Origin of the sequence: Fulvitalea axinellae (genome assembly GCF_036492835.1) — a bacterium.
GTDB classification, from domain to species: Bacteria; Bacteroidota; Bacteroidia; order Cytophagales; family Cyclobacteriaceae; genus Fulvitalea; species Fulvitalea axinellae.
In genome coordinates this window covers 4,064,825-4,080,973 of record NZ_AP025314.1, presented here as the reverse complement: position 1 = coordinate 4,080,973, position 16,149 = coordinate 4,064,825, and the positions used below count along the sequence as shown (strand labels likewise).

At 49.7% G+C, this 16,149-nt stretch carries 9 protein-coding genes; 6 read left to right on the top strand and 3 right to left on the bottom strand.

The genetic code is table 11. The features are described from left to right. Window positions 1-120 precede the first annotated feature (120 nt). From AABK39_RS15445 to AABK39_RS15435, 3 genes are all read right to left on the bottom strand, one after another. On the bottom strand, window positions 121-1,749 hold the full coding sequence (locus AABK39_RS15445; protein ID WP_338392242.1) for a DUF6029 family protein: 1,629 nt from the start codon (window positions 1,747-1,749) through the stop codon (window positions 121-123). 49 nt (window positions 1,750-1,798) lie between these two features. Continuing rightward, window positions 1,799-2,311 carry a TlpA family protein disulfide reductase gene (locus AABK39_RS15440; protein ID WP_338392241.1) on the bottom strand — a complete coding sequence of 171 codons (513 nt, stop codon included), beginning with the start codon at window positions 2,309-2,311 and terminating at the stop codon, window positions 1,799-1,801. 73 nt (window positions 2,312-2,384) lie between these two features. Next, entirely contained in the window at window positions 2,385-3,473 is a 1,089-nt protein-coding gene (locus AABK39_RS15435) for an Omp28-related outer membrane protein (RefSeq protein WP_338392240.1), read from the bottom strand. 418 nt (window positions 3,474-3,891) lie between these two features. Here AABK39_RS15435 and AABK39_RS15430 point away from each other — a divergent pair, with 418 nt between their 5' ends. The 6 genes from AABK39_RS15430 (at window position 3,892) to AABK39_RS15405 (ending at window position 15,906) form a co-directional block, all read left to right on the top strand. Continuing rightward, window positions 3,892-4,485 (top strand): RNA polymerase sigma-70 factor, encoded by a 594-nt coding sequence (locus tag AABK39_RS15430; protein ID WP_338392239.1) that lies wholly within the window; start codon window positions 3,892-3,894, stop codon window positions 4,483-4,485. 200 nt (window positions 4,486-4,685) lie between these two features. Further along, window positions 4,686-6,140, top strand: a complete 1,455-nt coding sequence (locus AABK39_RS15425) for an arylsulfatase (RefSeq protein WP_338392238.1) — start codon at window positions 4,686-4,688, stop codon at window positions 6,138-6,140. A 340-nt stretch (window positions 6,141-6,480) separates the two neighbouring features. Next, window positions 6,481-7,461, top strand: a complete 981-nt coding sequence (locus tag AABK39_RS15420; protein WP_338392237.1) for a FecR family protein — start codon at window positions 6,481-6,483, stop codon at window positions 7,459-7,461. Between the two features lie 301 nt (window positions 7,462-7,762). Then, window positions 7,763-11,137 carry a TonB-dependent receptor gene (locus tag AABK39_RS15415; protein ID WP_338392236.1) on the top strand — a complete coding sequence of 1,125 codons (3,375 nt, stop codon included), beginning with the start codon at window positions 7,763-7,765 and terminating at the stop codon, window positions 11,135-11,137. A gap of 12 nt (window positions 11,138-11,149) precedes the next feature. Beyond that, the gene (locus tag AABK39_RS15410) at window positions 11,150-12,640 is read left to right on the top strand and encodes a RagB/SusD family nutrient uptake outer membrane protein (RefSeq protein WP_338392235.1); all 1,491 of its coding nucleotides are present in this window, start codon (window positions 11,150-11,152) and stop codon (window positions 12,638-12,640) included. 335 nt (window positions 12,641-12,975) lie between these two features. Then, entirely contained in the window at window positions 12,976-15,906 is a 2,931-nt protein-coding gene (locus AABK39_RS15405) for a glycosyl hydrolase 115 family protein (protein WP_338392234.1), read from the top strand. The last annotated feature ends 243 nt before the right edge of the window (window positions 15,907-16,149 follow it).

Below are 16,149 nucleotides of genomic sequence, written 5' to 3'. Positions count from 1 at the left end.
GTTGAGTTTAATTTATTAGTGTTTTTATAGTATTATAAAATTATTCTCTAAATGTGTTTAATATGATGAAAAAAGCCCGCTATCAAGCGGGCTTTTGAATGAGGATATTCAGAAAATTGCCTAGAAAACTACTTGGTAGGATAATTTTGCGCCGTTAAAGGCGGGCTCAAGCCGGCAAACGCCTCCGTTACAGACCACGGTTTCGGGCTGTTGCACGAAGCCGGCGCTAAGCCTATGGGAACCGAAGTTGGCGTTTGCGAAAACGCTGAAGTACTGAAGCTGTTTGTCGGCGTCGGGGTTGCCGTAATTAAACATATGGCTGACCTGAATCGAATATTTTGACCCACGGCTGAGTTCGGCCAAGAACCAAGACCAATCGCCTTGGTCTTCTTCGGTAAACATGGCGGAAAGCTCGGTTTTGAGCGCATATTTTTTCGAAAGCCTATTCACCGCCGATACGAATGGAGTGATTGCGGTCAATACGGGCAGTTCGCTTTTGGCCTCGTAGACGGCCAGATCGTAGCTTTGGTATTGGGCGCCGTATTTGAGCGTAAATCTTCGGTTGAATTTTATCTTGTGTTCGGCGAAAAGCTCTTTGTATTGCTCGTTACCGTTGAGGTCATAGTTTAAAGCTCCGTTCAAGTTCAGGCTTTGTTTTTTGCTGAGCTTAAGGAACAGGTCGGCTTGTACCGCCTCCTCGCCGTCAAATTGTGGTGCCGGTACGTAGCGCCCTGTCAGGCGGTATGTGTTCTGACGGCTGAACGCCGGCAGGTAAGAAATCAGTCCGTTGTTGTTGAGTTGTAACGGGGAGGTGCGAAATTGGAAGTTTTCCATCCGACGGTATTGCACGATCAGGCCAAACCCGGGAAGGCTGTAAGTAAGCGAACTGTAAAGCAAATCGCCTTTCTCTTCCTTAAGATCGTTGCTCAAAATGGGATTTACGAAACCGGCTTCCGGAGTTTTGTAATTGTATTCGACTAGCCAGCTGAAATTTTTATAGCCCAAGGTATTGTAAACCGAATATGTCCAAGTGTTTTGGTCGGGCGAGAATCTGGTGGCTTCGTTCTGTTGGCTGATTAGGCCTTCTATTTCCTGGAGTTGCTCGTCCGAAAGTGTCCGGTTGACTAAGGAGATGCCGGGAGCAAAGGAAAGTTCGCCCAGTTTCTCGAAACCTTCCACGTTCAGGCCCTTTATTACGGCTTTGTCGGTTTCCAGAAGGTCGTCTTCCACATCTTCTGGATTCGCTTTCTGCCTTCCTACAAAAGCTTTCAGCCGCCAGTTTTCAGCGAAATCGTACTTGATGCGCAACCCTTGGATAGCGTAGTCGAGCAACTGCGCTCTTTCTTCGAATGCCCTGAAAGCCGCTCCCGACCCGAATTGGTCATAGAAATAACCGCCGGTGATTTCCACTTTGTCTAAGTCCAAAGTCACAAACCAGTTGCCGACGCCTTGGCGGTTAAGGGCGGTATTGGGGTTTCGGAGTCCGGAATTCAGTAACAGGTCGTAACGTATTCCCGCAGTGATGTTTTTATAGCGATAATTCAGGTTGAGCCAGCCGTCAGTCGAGCTTTTTTGGTTGTCGTATTGCGGTGGGATTTGTCCGTCGAAGAACTTGGAGTCTTTGACATAGAAATTTTGGTTCAACTGCAAAGATCCCGAGACTTGGGCGCCTTCTTGCGCGTGGGTTTCGGTCACAACGACGAAAGCGAAGACTGAAAGCAACGCCAACTTTATAATATAATGTCTCATGTTTTGTCAGGTAGGAGTGAGCGTGCGGATTGGGTCCGCACCGGATAGGCTAGAGGGCGAAAGACTTGATTTTTTCTTCCAATTCCTCCTCAAAACCCGGAGCGTAGCCGTTGTGCTTATACAGTACCTCGCCTTTTTGGTTGACGATGAGCATAAACGGAACCGCCGGAAAATTCAACTTGCTTTGGGCTGTGCCTTCGGGGTCGGTTAATACCGGAAAGGGCCAGTCTTTTCCGTTGGCCATGGCTTTTACCTTGGTCAGGTTACGGCTATTGTCAGTGCTGACCGCCAGAAACTCCACTCCGTAGTCCTCTTTCCAGTCCTCGTACAAATCCGAAACGGCGCTTAACTCCTGCAAACACGGACCGCACCAAGTCGCCCAAAAGCTTACTACGGTAAGCTGGTTTTCTTTGATAGACTGGTCAAGGTCTACTTTTTTATTGTCGAGGTTTTTGAACGTCAGTTTGGGCAATGTTTTCAAACCGATACTTTGGGCATAGGTATTTTGGCTATTAGCTAAAACGAACAGCGTTATGGCCAAGGCGTATATTGTCTTTCTCATCAGAGTGCAGTTAAAGAAGTGAAGAAGGAACACCGGCAGAGCCAGCGTTCCTTGAAATTGAGGGGATGGGAAGTTAGTAGCTTATCTGAGCGGCCTGGTGAACGTAACGACTGCTCTGGAATTCGTGAACGAAAGCCACGATTTTGATGTCGGAAGTTTTCCAGCTACCGTTCAGGCTCAAAGAGAAAGATTTTTCGATAATATCGCCTTGGTTTCCGGCTCCGGATGTCAACGCGTCGCCATCATATGCCGTCACCACATCGCGGAGTACGTGCATGTGGTTGTAGTTGTCGCCGCCGTTTGATTGGGAGGCTTTGATATTGTTCTCGGTAATCAGTACGGTCACCCTAAGCGGGGCGCTGATATTCTGATTGAGTTTGGCTTTTACCTTTACTTGGTTGCCGTCTCTGCTGAGTTCGAGGTTTACCTTTGGTGCTATATCCAGTTCGCTGTTTACCTTTGAGGCCCACGAAGTCGTACCGCCGGTTAGGCTACTGCCACTGATAGGGCTTCGGTTTACGGAGCCTTGCGGTTGGTAGCTCGCCTTCAGGATTTCGGTTGCGATTTTTTGACCTTCGTCTATCTTGAGTTCTTTGGCCAAGCCCAAAGCGTGGATAGCCACGGGAACCACTCTGTCGCCTTTGCTATTGAGGATAGAGGCTACGGTGCTGTGGCCGCGCGGACAGTTGGGGCAACCTTGAGCGGTGACCTCTTCAAGAAGGACTACGCGTTGCTGTACGTCGCCACTATTGCCGTTTCCGGGATCGGTGGTCATGGCTACGGCTTGGGCTATCAGGCTGTTGCTTGAGCCGTGGGTGATGCTGACCATAGGATGCGAAGCGCCGTACATAGTGCTGATAGACCCTTTGGAGGCTTTGACGTAAACGGAGCTAACGCTTTCGGGAATTTCAGTGAAAACGGCTTTGCCTTGGGCGTTGGTGACCATACTCTTGCCTGTTACCGGATTCTGGTTGGCGGTAAGGTCTTGCAGACTTTTGAAAATACTGACGTTTGCGCCTTCTACGGCTTTGCCGTTGTTGTCGTTTACGGTAATGCTGAGGCTAGTGCCTACCCCTTCGTCATCACTGTCACTTTTGCTACATCCAAAAAAAGACACGACGATAAGCCCCAGAAGAAATGGGACAAGTTTCAGGTTGTTCATGGTGGTTAATGTTGGTTTTTGACTAATCACCTTGGTGGGGGTAGCACCGTTGGCTCTGTTTTTTTATGTCTTTTGTTTAATAAAAGAATGGTAGCATACAGTTCGGCTTACGGGTAAAATGGAGGTTTGGTTGAACTTAAATATGAAAACAGGCTATAAATATTGTCTATAAAGGGTTTTGATAAGCCAATAAGGTGTCGCTTTAGTGCCAATATTGCGGTTCATATATCAAAAAAGGACTTCATGATTCTGTTGAAGTCTTTAGACTTTTGATTCCGCTTTCGCCTCATGTTCTATTTTGTATATTTGGGGAAGTAGATTTGAAAGATGGCGAAGCCCGTGGCGATTTTTCCATTCAGGCCAGTCGGGTGAGGAGCCGTTCCGTTTTGTTGGATTTGACTTTTGCATCAGAGAGCCTATGAATTCCCGAAACCTAAACGAATTTGTTTTTAATGCGTTTCAATCCGGCGATGAGCGGGCTTTCGAATATATTTTCGACGCTTATTACGGACAGGTGGTGGGCTTTTGCGCCCAATTTGTTTATGATGACGCCGAAAGCGTGGCCCAAGACACTTTTGTGAGATTATGGGCGTCAAGAAGCAAGGTCGAAAAACCGCAGGGCATACGTTCCTTTCTGTTTACTATTGCGCGGAGCGAATGCCTTAACGTATTGAGGAGAAAAACGGTGGCCAGCAAATACCAAGACCATCTGCTATGGGAAAAAGAGGCTTCGCTAAATAGGGAAACGCTAAAGTCGTTCGATTTTAATTCCGTTGAGTTCGCCGAGCTTGAGGACTTGTTTATGAAAGCCGTGGAGACTCTGCCCGAAAGGTGCCGTCAGGTATTCGTGATGAGCAGAATGGAGGGAATGAAAAACCGCGAAATCGCCGAGGAATTGGGCCTTACTACCAAAGCCGTCGAGGCCAACATCACCCGGGCGTTGAAACATATGCGGGAGCATCTCTCCGATTATGTGATGGTGTTGGTGCTGATGGCCGCCCACTACAAATGATGGCACGTATGTTTTCCGAACAGTTTTCCTTGTGATAGGTGTTTCCCGGCCCTTTCCTATATTATTACCAATGAACATAGGCTATCACAAATGGGTTCGCGCTTTTGTTAACTTGGAAGCCTCATGTTATAATTGTGACACCAAGCCTGTTTCGTACGGAGAAGTTGTGACTTAATTTTTCGGTACAAAAACAGATACAGATGTTTTATTCGCTTAAATCCCGGCTGTTTCAGTCGTTGCTGTCTATGGCGTGTTTGTCTTTCGGACTGGCATCGTGCGGAAGCAAAACCAAAAAGAAAGCGACGGAGACCCCGCAACCCAAGCCTAACGTAATTTTTGTAATGGTCGATGACCTCGGCTACGGAGACTTGGGCAGTTACGGGCAGAAAGAAATCCACACCCCTAATCTGGACCGCTTGGCGGCCAATGGCCTTCGGTTTACTCAGTGTTATTCGGGCACTACCGTTTGTGCGCCTTCGCGTAGCGTATTGATGACTGGCCAACATACCGGCCATACAACCGTAAGAGGCAATTTCGGGTTCGGTGGCGTAAAAGGCTTGGCCGGCGGAGATGGTCGTGTGCCTTTGCATGACGAAGACATAACTATAGCCGAAGTGCTCAAAACCGCTGGATATGTAACCGGCATGACTGGAAAATGGGGTCTGGGCGAGCCTGGCACCGAAGGCGAGCCGAACGATCAAGGTTTTGACGAATGGTTCGGCTTTTTGAACCAGCGTCGCGCCCATCACCATTTCACCGATTACCTTTGGCTGAATAAAGAGAAACAGGAAATAAAGGAAGAGGACAGGCACAAGCCGGAGAACTACACGCATAACCTTTTTACGGACTTTGCGCTCAGCTTTGTGGAAAAACACGGAAGCAAAGACAAGCCTTTCTTCCTGTACATTCCTTACCTGTTGCCACACGACGAGTATGAGATACCGCAAATAGACGAGCGCTATAAGGACAAAGACTGGACGGAGCAGGAAAAGATATACGCTTCGATGGTCAGTTTGATCGACTCGGATATGGGCAAGATCGCCAAGAAACTCAAGGATATGGGCATCGACGATAATACCCTGCTGTTCTTCACTTCGGATAATGGCGGAGCTAGACGTTGGGACGGCCGTTTTGACAGTAACGGCGCGTTGCGTGGCAAGAAACGTGATTTGTATGAGGGCGGTATCCGCATTCCGATGATCGTTTCGATGCCGGGGACCGTTTCGGCCGGCGTCGTGGAGGCAACTCCGTGGACTTTTGCCGATGTATTGCCGACTGTGGCCGATTTTGCAGGAGCGAAGACGCCGGCCAATATTGACGGAATCAGCGTAAAAGACCTGTTGACAGGAAAAGGAAAACCCGGAGCGGACAGGGCCTTCTACTGGGAATTCCACGAAAAAGGAGGAAAACAGGCCGTAAGAAAGGGCAATTGGAAAGCCGTCAGATTGGATGTGGATAAAAAAGGATTCCATTCCGACGTAGAACTCTATGACTTGTCGAAAGATCTGGGAGAAAAGACAAACGTGGCAACAGATCATCCGGAAGTGGTTAAAGACCTGTTGGATGTGATGGAAAAAGAACATACGCTTTCGCAACATTTCCCGTTTCCGCATGAGATGGAAAAGCTGGAAAAGAAACTGGCCGGCGGAAAGTGATACAAGGTCATTCAACGGTTGATCTGGATTTGAAAACAGCCATCCTTTGCGGGGTGGCTGTTTTTGTTTGTTCCAAAATTTATTGCTTTCCGGTCTTGAGTTTCTTAGAGGCGGAGATAAGTTACTATTTTTTGGCGGATGAAAATCTGTGCGTATTTTACGGAGTAAATAGGGCGAAGGGCTGTTTTCACGGATAAAATCAAAGAGAGAAGCTGTTTAGATTTAGTAAATAAAACCGCTGATTTTTTTAGCCCACAGAATTTTTTTCAAAAAAACAGGAAAACGATATAGGGGAAACTGCGGGTGAGCGGGTACCTATTTGCGAAACGGGAGAACTGCTATGACGGGAGACGATCTAATTGACAAATATTTGGAAGCCTCAGCCACGGAAGGCGAGGTGAAAAGCCTGTTTGCGTGGGTGGATGAATCCGAGGAAAACAAAGCCGAGTTTATGAGACGCAAAAGGCTTCATGCTCTTACTGGTAATGTTGAGATAAGTCCCGGCGCTTGGCAAAAAGTGCAAGGGCGTATCGGCGTCCAAAAGCGGGGGCGTCGTATGTTCTTGCGTTTTGCTAAGTATGCGGCGGTTTTGGCTTTGGCTTTCGGTTTGGGATTTTTCGTTTCCGATATTCGATTAAATTCCCCGATTCTTTCTGACGGGGGAGTGGCCATGGTGGAGATTGTTGTTCCTTCCGGGAAAACCAGAGAGATTTATCTTCCGGACAGTTCGGAAGTAACGGTAAACGCTGGCAGTGTGTTGCGTTATGATCCGTCTTTTGTGTCGGGGCGTAGTGTGGAGTTGGAGGGCGAGGCGCTTTTTGATATAGTCACAAACAAGGAAAAACCGTTTGTGGTGAGGACGCTTGTCCATGACGTGAAGGTGTACGGAACGGTCTTTAATGTGGAGGCCTATCCCGAAGACGGCTTTGCCAACACGACCTTGCTTGAAGGCAGTGTAGGAATCAATGATAAACAGGGGGTGGATTTGGTCAGGTTGAACCCCGGAGAGCGGGCCAAGTATAAGAAAGAAACCGGAATATTAAGAGTGGAAGCGGTAAACCCCGAGCATGCGATGGCTTGGGCGGAGGGAAGGATGGTATTCAGGAACGTACCCCTTCAGGGTATAGCCAAGAAGTTGGAACGCTGGTATGGAGTGGAGATCAATATCAGGAACAAAAAGCTACGGTCCGAGCCTTATTGGGGTACGGTATTGTGCGATAAACCCATTGTGCAGATTATGGAGGTGTTGAGACAAACCTCTTCGTTGCGCTATAGGATAGAGAAGCGGGAGGATGGTCCCGATTTAATATTGTGGGATTAGAAATAACCTTTACCGGTAGGCGCTAATTTTCGGAAGCATTCTGCGACAGCGACGGTATAAATTATTTTTGGATAGGGAGTAAAGCGTATCGCAAGTCTGTGGGCGAATCTTTTTTGCCTTACGGACCAATATTCTTTGAACGGAAAAAACTTTATGATGGACAGCTCCTGAAAAATGGCGGCTCCGGCAAGTTGGCGCTTGCCCGAGCCGCGACGTACCCGCTCCGGTTTTCGGCGGGGCGGTACGTAAGCATTGAATGGCCCCACGGGGCTCAAAACTCACGTATAAAGATACAATTTTTATGAGAAAATATTACGATGCCCTTTTTAGTTATCGGGCTTCTGGCGTATGGAGCCTTATATTGGGCCTGGCGTTGTTGTTGATATTTTTGCCGGCCCGCACCGAGGCGGCGGGCACATATGCCCAAGAGACTAAGCTGAACCTTAATCGCAAGGGGATTTCCATTAAGGAAGCGATTGAGACGATAGAGAAAAGCACCGAGTTTTATTTCTTTCTCAAATATGACGGAGCGGTGCTCAATAAAAAAATAGACGTCAATTTCAAAGACGCTACGATTTATACCGTTTTGAAAGGATTGCTCAAAGGAACGAACCTGACGTATAAGATCGTAGACAAATATGTGGCAATTGTGCCGAAGAATGAAGCCGTCAAAGCTCCGCAAGACCGTACGCTTAAGGGTAAGGTCACGGACAAAAAAGGCGAGGGCCTACCCGGCGTGTCTGTAGGGATAAAGGGTACGGCCATTGGCGTGGTGACGGATCTGGAAGGCAAGTACGCTTTGAAATTGCCTTTGGGAGCCGAAACGATCCAGTTTACTTTTGTGGGAATGAAAACCCAAGAGGTGGCTTTGGGCAACCGGTCGGTAATCGATGTTGTGCTGGAAGAGGACCTAATCGGGCTCGACGAGGTAGTGGTGGTCGGCTATGGCGTAGTGAAGAAGAGTGATCTTACGGGAGCGGTGGCGTCGGTAAAGGCAGACGAACTTCCCGAAGCGGCGACCACCTCCGTAATGCATATGCTTTCGGGTAAGGTGGCCGGTTTGCAGGTTCAGCAAAACAGCGCTCAGCCCGGCGGTGGTGTTTCGGTTTTGATTCGAGGCGCGGCTTCTACGGGCGCCGGTAACTCGCCGCTTTATATCATTGACGGTTTTCCGGTGAACACTTCCAATGTGGAACCTGATGGTGGCTACAGTTACGGTTCGCGTAACCCGCTGAATGCCATCAACCCGAACGATATCGAATCTATAGAAGTACTGAAAGACGCTTCGGCGACGGCCATTTACGGAGCCCGCGCGGCCAACGGCGTGGTGTTGATCACTACCAAAAACGCCGAGAAAGGATCGCTGGAAATAGGCTACGATTTCCGCTTTGGTGTGCAGGAATCTAAAAACGATTGGAACCTGCTTAACGCTCAGGAACTGATGCGTGTGCGTAATCACGGATACCGGGAGTATTACAGATACCAGAACAATTTTCACCCTTATGGAGACAAAGGCGAAGTTCCGGACGGGGATTTTCCGGGACTATTTACGGAAGAGGAAATCCAAAACGCCGAGAATTTCGATTATGTGGATATGATTACGAGAACGGGCAAGATAGTGGAACACAACGTTACGCTGAAGTCGGGCACGGACAAGACGAAGATCTTTACCTCTTTCAATTATTTCGATCAAGAGGGTCTGGTGAAAAACTTGGACCTTACGCGCTACAGTGGCCGTATTAACATGGATCAGGAATTGGCTAAAAATCTGACCTTTGGCATACGCACTACCGGCTCGCTGATCCAAAATGCCAACTCGCAGATGGGAGGCATTAACGACGGATCGGGCATGATTTCCTCAGCCTTTCAGTTTCCTACTTTTATCGCTCCCAAAGACGCCGAAGGCAACTATAACCTCAACCCCGAACGTCCGACGATTCCGAATCCGGTATCGTTCATGGAAGTGACCGACAATACCAACACTTACAAGTTGTTGACCAGTGCGGATATTCAATATCAGGTTACCGACTGGTTGGGGTTGAAAGCGAAGTACGGAATCGATTATAATATGGGTAAAAGGAAGCGTTACCTGCCCAAGTCGTTTTTGTATGGCGCAAACCAAAAGGGCTTCGGAAGCATAAGCCAGATCGAGCGCTACAATCATCTTTTCGAATTGACGGCCTCGTTCAACAAGGAAATTGGCCAATTGGCCCTGAGTGGCGTAGCCGGCTATTCGGAAGAAGAGTTTAATTTTGAGTCCCAGTATCTGGACAACAACGATTTTATCACTGACCAATTCCTGTACAACAACTTGGGCTCAGGGCAAGCTGATCGTCCGGGCGTAAAGAGCGAAAAATCACTTACCCGTTTCCGTTCTTATTTCGGAAGGCTGAATCTGAACTGGAAGAGCCGTTACCTGTTGACCTTGACCATGCGCGCGGACGGTTCCGACCGTTTTGGCGAGAACAATAAGTGGGGCTATTTCCCGTCGGCGGCTTTGGCGTGGAGGGTTATCGAAGAGGATTTCATGAAAGACCAAGGCATTTTCTCCGACCTTAAAGTGAGAACCAGCTACGGTCAGATCGGTAACTCGAATATTGGAGGAAACGCCTTCGCGTACTACTCGGTAGGATCGTCTTACGGCTTCGGAAACAAAATAGTGAAAGGCGTGGAACAAACGTCATTGGCTAATCCGGACCTGAAATGGGAAACCACCACGGAAGTGAATTTGGGTATAGACATAGGCCTTTTCGATGACCGCGTTTACGCTACTTTCGAAGTATACCGCAAGACGGTGGACGACCTTCTTTCGAAGCGTACTTTGGCCTCTTACCTTCCTATTAACCAAGTGGCGGCTAATATCGGGTCTACGCAAAGCCAAGGTTGGGAACTTACTTTGAATACCCAAAACCTGAAAGGCGAGTTGGAATGGAACACAAGCGTGACTTTGGGACACTACGAAGACCGTTGGAAAACGCGTAACCCGGAGGTTATCCTAAAAGTGTATGAAAGCGAAGACGATCCGTTGGGTGCCAAATTCGGTTATTTGAGCGACGGTCTGGTGGCCATAGGCGAAGAGTTCGGCCCGAACCCGGGACTGATTCCGGGCGAGATAAAAGTGAAAGACATTAACGGCCTGGACGAAGACGGTAACCTGACCGGCGAGCCGGACGGAAAAATCAACGACGCCGACCGTGTTTTGCTAGGCACTAGCCGGCCCGATTTGAATATCGGTATCACGAACAATTTCAAGTACAAGAACTTTGACCTAAGCATTTACATGTACGGAAGTTTGGATCGTGACCGCTACGACGACAATATGCGTAACCTCGGCATTCTTCAGCGGGAAAACAACTCCAACGATTTGACCTACGACGCGTGGAGTTCCGAAAACCTTGGAGGCACATTGCCAAGCGGTATCAAAACCACTTACTCGGGCAACTCCGACTTTTACAGGACCAATGTCGACTTCATTCGTCTGAAGAACATCACGTTGGGCTACACTTTCAACGATCTGCTTTCGGGAAGCAGGTTGGTAAAAAGCGCCCGGATGTTTGTGGACATGAACAACGTGGCCGTATTCAGCAACTATGACACTGGCGATCCGGAAACAGACTCGTGGGCAGCATATCCTTTCCCGTTTACGGTGACCGTAGGCGCTAGTATCCAATTCTAGAATCTTTGAGCGATGAGAAATATTTTAAATAGAACGGCTACGGCTCTGCTTGCGGTTGGTTTGGCGTTTACGTCATGCGACGACCTTACGCCGGAAAACTTCAACCAGCTTACGCCCGATAACTTTCCCAAGTCCGTAGAGGATGTGGAGGCTTCCATCACGGCCATCTACAATGATTTCGGGACAACATGGATGCATAGTTACATCGATAATAGGCATATCGTAGTAAACACTTTGTGTACCGATGAGCTGATTTCGGCTTGGGGTGGCGGTTGGCAACAGAAAGACCGCTTCCTTTGGGACGAGAACACCGGATTTGTCTGGGACTTGTACAAGGACTACACGAAAGGCGTAACCAAAGCGACGCTCCTTTTGGACTTGTTGGAAAACACAGAGATTTCTGACGAGAACAAAAAGCAGAGGTCCATTGCGGAAGTAAAAGCGCTTCGGGCCTATTTCGCTTATCAGGTCTATGATATGTACGGTCCTTTGCCCTTGGTTACCGATATAGAAGTGGCCACGGATATCAACAAAATACATCAGGAGGAAAGGCCTACGGCCGAATCCGTGATCGGGTTTATAGAGACGGAACTGAAAGCGGCTATCGCTAAGCTCCCTGTCGAATATAGCGGAGAGGAAGATTATGGCCGAATCACCAAGGGCGCGGCGATGACTATGTTGATGAGGCTCTATCTTCATGAAAAAAACTTTGCGAAGGTGGCCGAAATTACTGCGGAGATTCAGGCGCTCGGTGTTTATGCTTTGTTGGATAACTACAACGACGTGTTTAGCACAGCAACCGAAGGCAATGGCAATACGGAAGTGATCTTGGCCATTCCGAAAATCGCCGACGGTTACGGGACATCTTGGTTCGCTTGTGTGTTGCCGCAAAAACCGAAATACAGATCGGTAACAGGCGTAAACATGAACGTGTGGGGCGGACTGAAAACGCCTTGGGAATTTTACGACAAATACGAGGAAGGTAACGACGACCGCTTAGGCGACGCGCTGATCCGTTACTACACCGATACGGACGGAAACGAGGTGGATTACCGGACGGTGGATCACACCAAAGCCATCGGTGCCAATCCGAAGAAGTATCGTGAAGATCCGGACCATTTGGGCAACTTCTCCGGCAACGACATCGTCCGTTACCGCTACGCTGGCGTACTTTTAGCCCGGGCCGAAGCGCTCAACGAGCTGAATGGCCCGACCGCCGAAGTGGTGGGCTTGGTCAACCAAATCAGGAACCGGGTGAACACCACTCCAATATCGGAAGACGGTTGGAACAAAGACACAATGCGCGATTACATCCTTGACGAAAGCGGACGCGAGTTGTTCTGCGAAGGTCACCGCCGAGAAGACTTGATCCGCCATGGAAAACTGGTGGAGAAAGCCCACGAGCTTGGTCGCCTTGACGCCGCGGAGCATCACGTACTGTTCCCGATACCGAGGAAGCTGATGGATGAGAATCCGAATATTACCCAAAATCCGGGGTACTAAAACTAGTGACTGTTTAATATGCAAGGTTGCGCTCTCTGGGGAGGCGCAACCGCTTTTTTATTCCCTATACTTTTCTTAAAAATTGGGAGCCCGCTTAGTGCTCGGGGATCTGCTCAGGGACGATTTACACTACCGTACCTGTTTGGGAAATCGTGGGGGAGTGTTCTGTTTATCGATATGAGTGGATTGACTCTCTAGTTTACATTCTTGTTTATTGCTCTAATTGCTTGTCGGCATCAGCCAGACTATTATGAAAAACATTCTACTAATTACTTTTCTATTGCTTTGTTCCGTATTGTCCCAAGGACAGGGGTACGGTCAAAGCCATCCCATTAATGAGTCGCAAAACGTCACAGCCTGTAGCGTTGACTCTTATGGCGGATTACAATAGAAACAACTTCATTAATTCTCCAAAGAACGGAACAGCGATGTTGAAAAAAATCTTTTTGGTATGCTTCCTGGCCACGGCCTTGTGCCACGGAAGCTTTGGGCAGGGGCTACGGCTCGGGGCCGGTGGTTTTCCAGTAGTGGCCGAGGGCTTGGCCACAGGTATTTTGTCTGATCCAGGCGAACGCGAAGTGGTGCGGACGGCTATCTCCATGTTCCGTGATGACATGCGGGCGGTTACCGGGCTGTCGCCGAAGGTGCTGGCTTCGGAGGCGGAGCTTTCGGGAACGTCCATTATCGTGGGTACTTTGCGGAGCCCGCTTATCAAGAAGCTCGCTACTTCCGGCAAGCTGGATACTTTGGCCCTTTCGGGAAAGTGGGAAAGCTATACGCTGAGCCAAGTCGATAAGCCGTTCGGTAAGCCGGGCAAGGCACTGGTGGTTTGCGGTAGCGACAGGCGTGGCGTGGCTTACGGACTGTTGGAGATCTCCCGTACCGCGGGCGTATCGCCTTGGGCGTGGTGGGCCGACGTTACGCCCGAGCGCAGGAAGAACGTGCGCTTGGCGGGCTTACCTTATCTCTCCAAGGAACCGGACGTGAAGTTCCGTGGTATTTTCCTAAACGACGAGGACTGGGGCCTTCAGCCTTGGGCCGCCAAAACTTTTGAGCCGGAAACAGGCGATATCGGACCGAAGACTTACGCCAAGATCTTCGAGCTCTTGCTCCGCTCGCGCGCCAACCTGATCTGGCCGGCGATGCACCACTGTACAAAAGCCTTCTACCATTATCCGAAAAACAAGGAAGTAGCCGACAAATACGGCATAGTAGTCGGTACTTCGCACTGCGAACCGATGCTCCGCAACAACGTGGACGAATGGAAACGTGACGGCAAGGGCTCGTACAACTTTGTGTCCAACAAAGACAACGTGAACGCCTACTGGGAATCGCGCGTGGAGGAGACCAAGCGTTACGAGAGCGTATACACCATGGGCATGCGCGGCCTGCACGACGGCCATATGAGTGGCGCCAAAGGCGATTCCGACGGAGCACGTATCCTCAACGAGGTGATCAGTAGCCAACGTTCGTTGCTCAGCAAACACGTGGACGCCGAAGCTTCGAAAGTGCCGCAGGCTTTTATCCCTTACAAAGAAGTGCTGAACATCTACGACAAAGGCGTGACTTTGCCCGAAGACATCACGCTGATGTGGTGTGACGATAACTACGGCTACCTCCGCCGGGTAAGCAACGACGCAGAGCGCAAGCGTTCGGGCGGTGCGGGCGTATACTATCACCTCTCTTACTGGGGCACGCCGCACGATTACCTTTGGCTTTCAAGCACGGCGCCTTCGGTGCTGTGGTACGAGATGCGCCGGGCTTATGACAACGATGTCCGAAATATCTGGGTGTTCAACGTGGGCGACATCAAGCCGGCCGAATACAATATGAGTTTCGCCCTGGACTTGGCTTACGATATCAGCGTGGCCAACGCCGGTGACATTTACGGTCATATGCGCCAATGGAACGCCGATATGTTCGGACAGGAGAACGCCGACGAGCTGACGGCCGTGATGAAAGAATATTACCGTTTGGCCTTTATCCGTCGTCCGGAGTTTATGGGATGGAACAGGGTAGAGCCCAAAACGCCGGTAAAAGACACCGGATTCAATTTCTTCGAAGCCGGCGACGAGGCCGAATCCCGCTTGGCCGAGTACGGAAGCTTGCGCGCAAGGGTAGAGGCGCTGAAGAAAAAGGTGCCGGCCCTGCGCCAAGACGCTTTTTACCAGCTGGTGGAATATCCGGTAGTGGCCGCGGGCCTGATGAACCGCAAGATGGTTTACGCCCACAAGGCCCGTTTCTACGCCAAGCAAGGCTTGCCGGTAGCGAACGACTACGCCGGCATGTCTCAGCAAGCCTATGACAGCATTCGCCTGATGACCAAATATTACAACAAGGAAATGCTCAATGGCAAATGGGACAAGATGATGTCGGAGGCACCGCGCGGTTTGGCCGTGTTCCGCAAGCCGGTTTTGCCGGAGGCGGTGAAAGCTACTGCCGCAGGCGTGTCGGTTTATGCCGAAGGCAACGCTAAAGCGGTGGAAAGCGGAGCTTCCGTTCGTGAGGTTACCGTTTCGCAATCCCGCTTTGTGGAATTGGTGGCCAACGACGGAAAGTCCGTGAAGTGGAAAGCCAAAGCTCCGAAATGGATCCGTTTGGAGGAGTCGAAAGGCGAGTTCGAGGAAAGCAAGCGCATCTGGTTGTCATTGGACCAGAGCAAGGCCAAAGGCAACCCCGAAGGTAAACTGACAATAGAGGCGAACGGGCAGAAGATTATCCTGAACGTAACGGGCCGTGCCGGACGCCGGACGTTGTCGGCCGAAAACCCATATTTGGGCTTCGCCGCCGCAGACTACGCCAAGGGCAAAGGCCAGTGGATTACCGTGGAGGGACTCGGTCATAGCCAAAAAGGCTTGACGCCGACGGATCAGCAGGTGCTGAAAAACATTGAGGTGGTGGATCGCGCTCCTTACACTGAATACGTTTTCCGCTCCGAAGGCGATTTGAAGGCAAAAGTAAGCGTACGTTGCCTACCGACTCACCCGCTCCGCTACGGCGATAAACTGAGGGTGGCGATTCAGATAGACGGCCAACAGCCGGAAATCCTGAGCGTAAGGACCAAAGGCCGAAGCAGAACTTGGCAAGCCAATACTTTCCGCAATCAGGCCACGGCCGAGCTGTTGACAGACTTGCCTGCCGGCGAACATACCGTACGGGTGTATGTACTGGACCCAAACTTGGTATTGGATCAAGTGATGGTCAGCGAGGAATCCGCCCCCGCACTTTATGAAGTGCCGGTAGAGCCAACCTACGAACGCCTTTGATTTTTGCCTCAAAGTAGGTGGATGTTCGACAAAGAATAATGTAGATAACAGACATCTAGACATGTCAAAGCCGTACAACGAGTGATGTCAGAGGTAAACATCTAGGCATGTCGGAGAAAAATAGTGTTGGAACCCCGATGTTAAGTAGTGTTTTTTGAATAAAGAAAATCCCCAGAGGTCATAGTCTCTGGGGATTTTTTCTCAATGTGTAACAGAGTTAGGTTGTCAGAAATAGTACCTAAA

Coding starts and splice junctions, on each gene's coding strand:
- AABK39_RS15445 (WP_338392242.1), bottom strand. CDS start 1,749: ATGAGACATTATATTATAAAGTTGGCGTTGCTTTCAGTCTTCGCTTTC.
- AABK39_RS15440 (WP_338392241.1), bottom strand. CDS start 2,311: ATGAGAAAGACAATATACGCCTTGGCCATAACGCTGTTCGTTTTAGCT.
- AABK39_RS15435 (WP_338392240.1), bottom strand. CDS start 3,473: ATGAACAACCTGAAACTTGTCCCATTTCTTCTGGGGCTTATCGTCGTG.
- AABK39_RS15430 (WP_338392239.1), top strand. CDS start 3,892: ATGAATTCCCGAAACCTAAACGAATTTGTTTTTAATGCGTTTCAATCC.
- AABK39_RS15425 (WP_338392238.1), top strand. CDS start 4,686: ATGTTTTATTCGCTTAAATCCCGGCTGTTTCAGTCGTTGCTGTCTATG.
- AABK39_RS15420 (WP_338392237.1), top strand. CDS start 6,481: ATGACGGGAGACGATCTAATTGACAAATATTTGGAAGCCTCAGCCACG.
- AABK39_RS15415 (WP_338392236.1), top strand. CDS start 7,763: ATGAGAAAATATTACGATGCCCTTTTTAGTTATCGGGCTTCTGGCGTA.
- AABK39_RS15410 (WP_338392235.1), top strand. CDS start 11,150: ATGAGAAATATTTTAAATAGAACGGCTACGGCTCTGCTTGCGGTTGGT.
- AABK39_RS15405 (WP_338392234.1), top strand. CDS start 12,976: ATGAGTCGCAAAACGTCACAGCCTGTAGCGTTGACTCTTATGGCGGAT.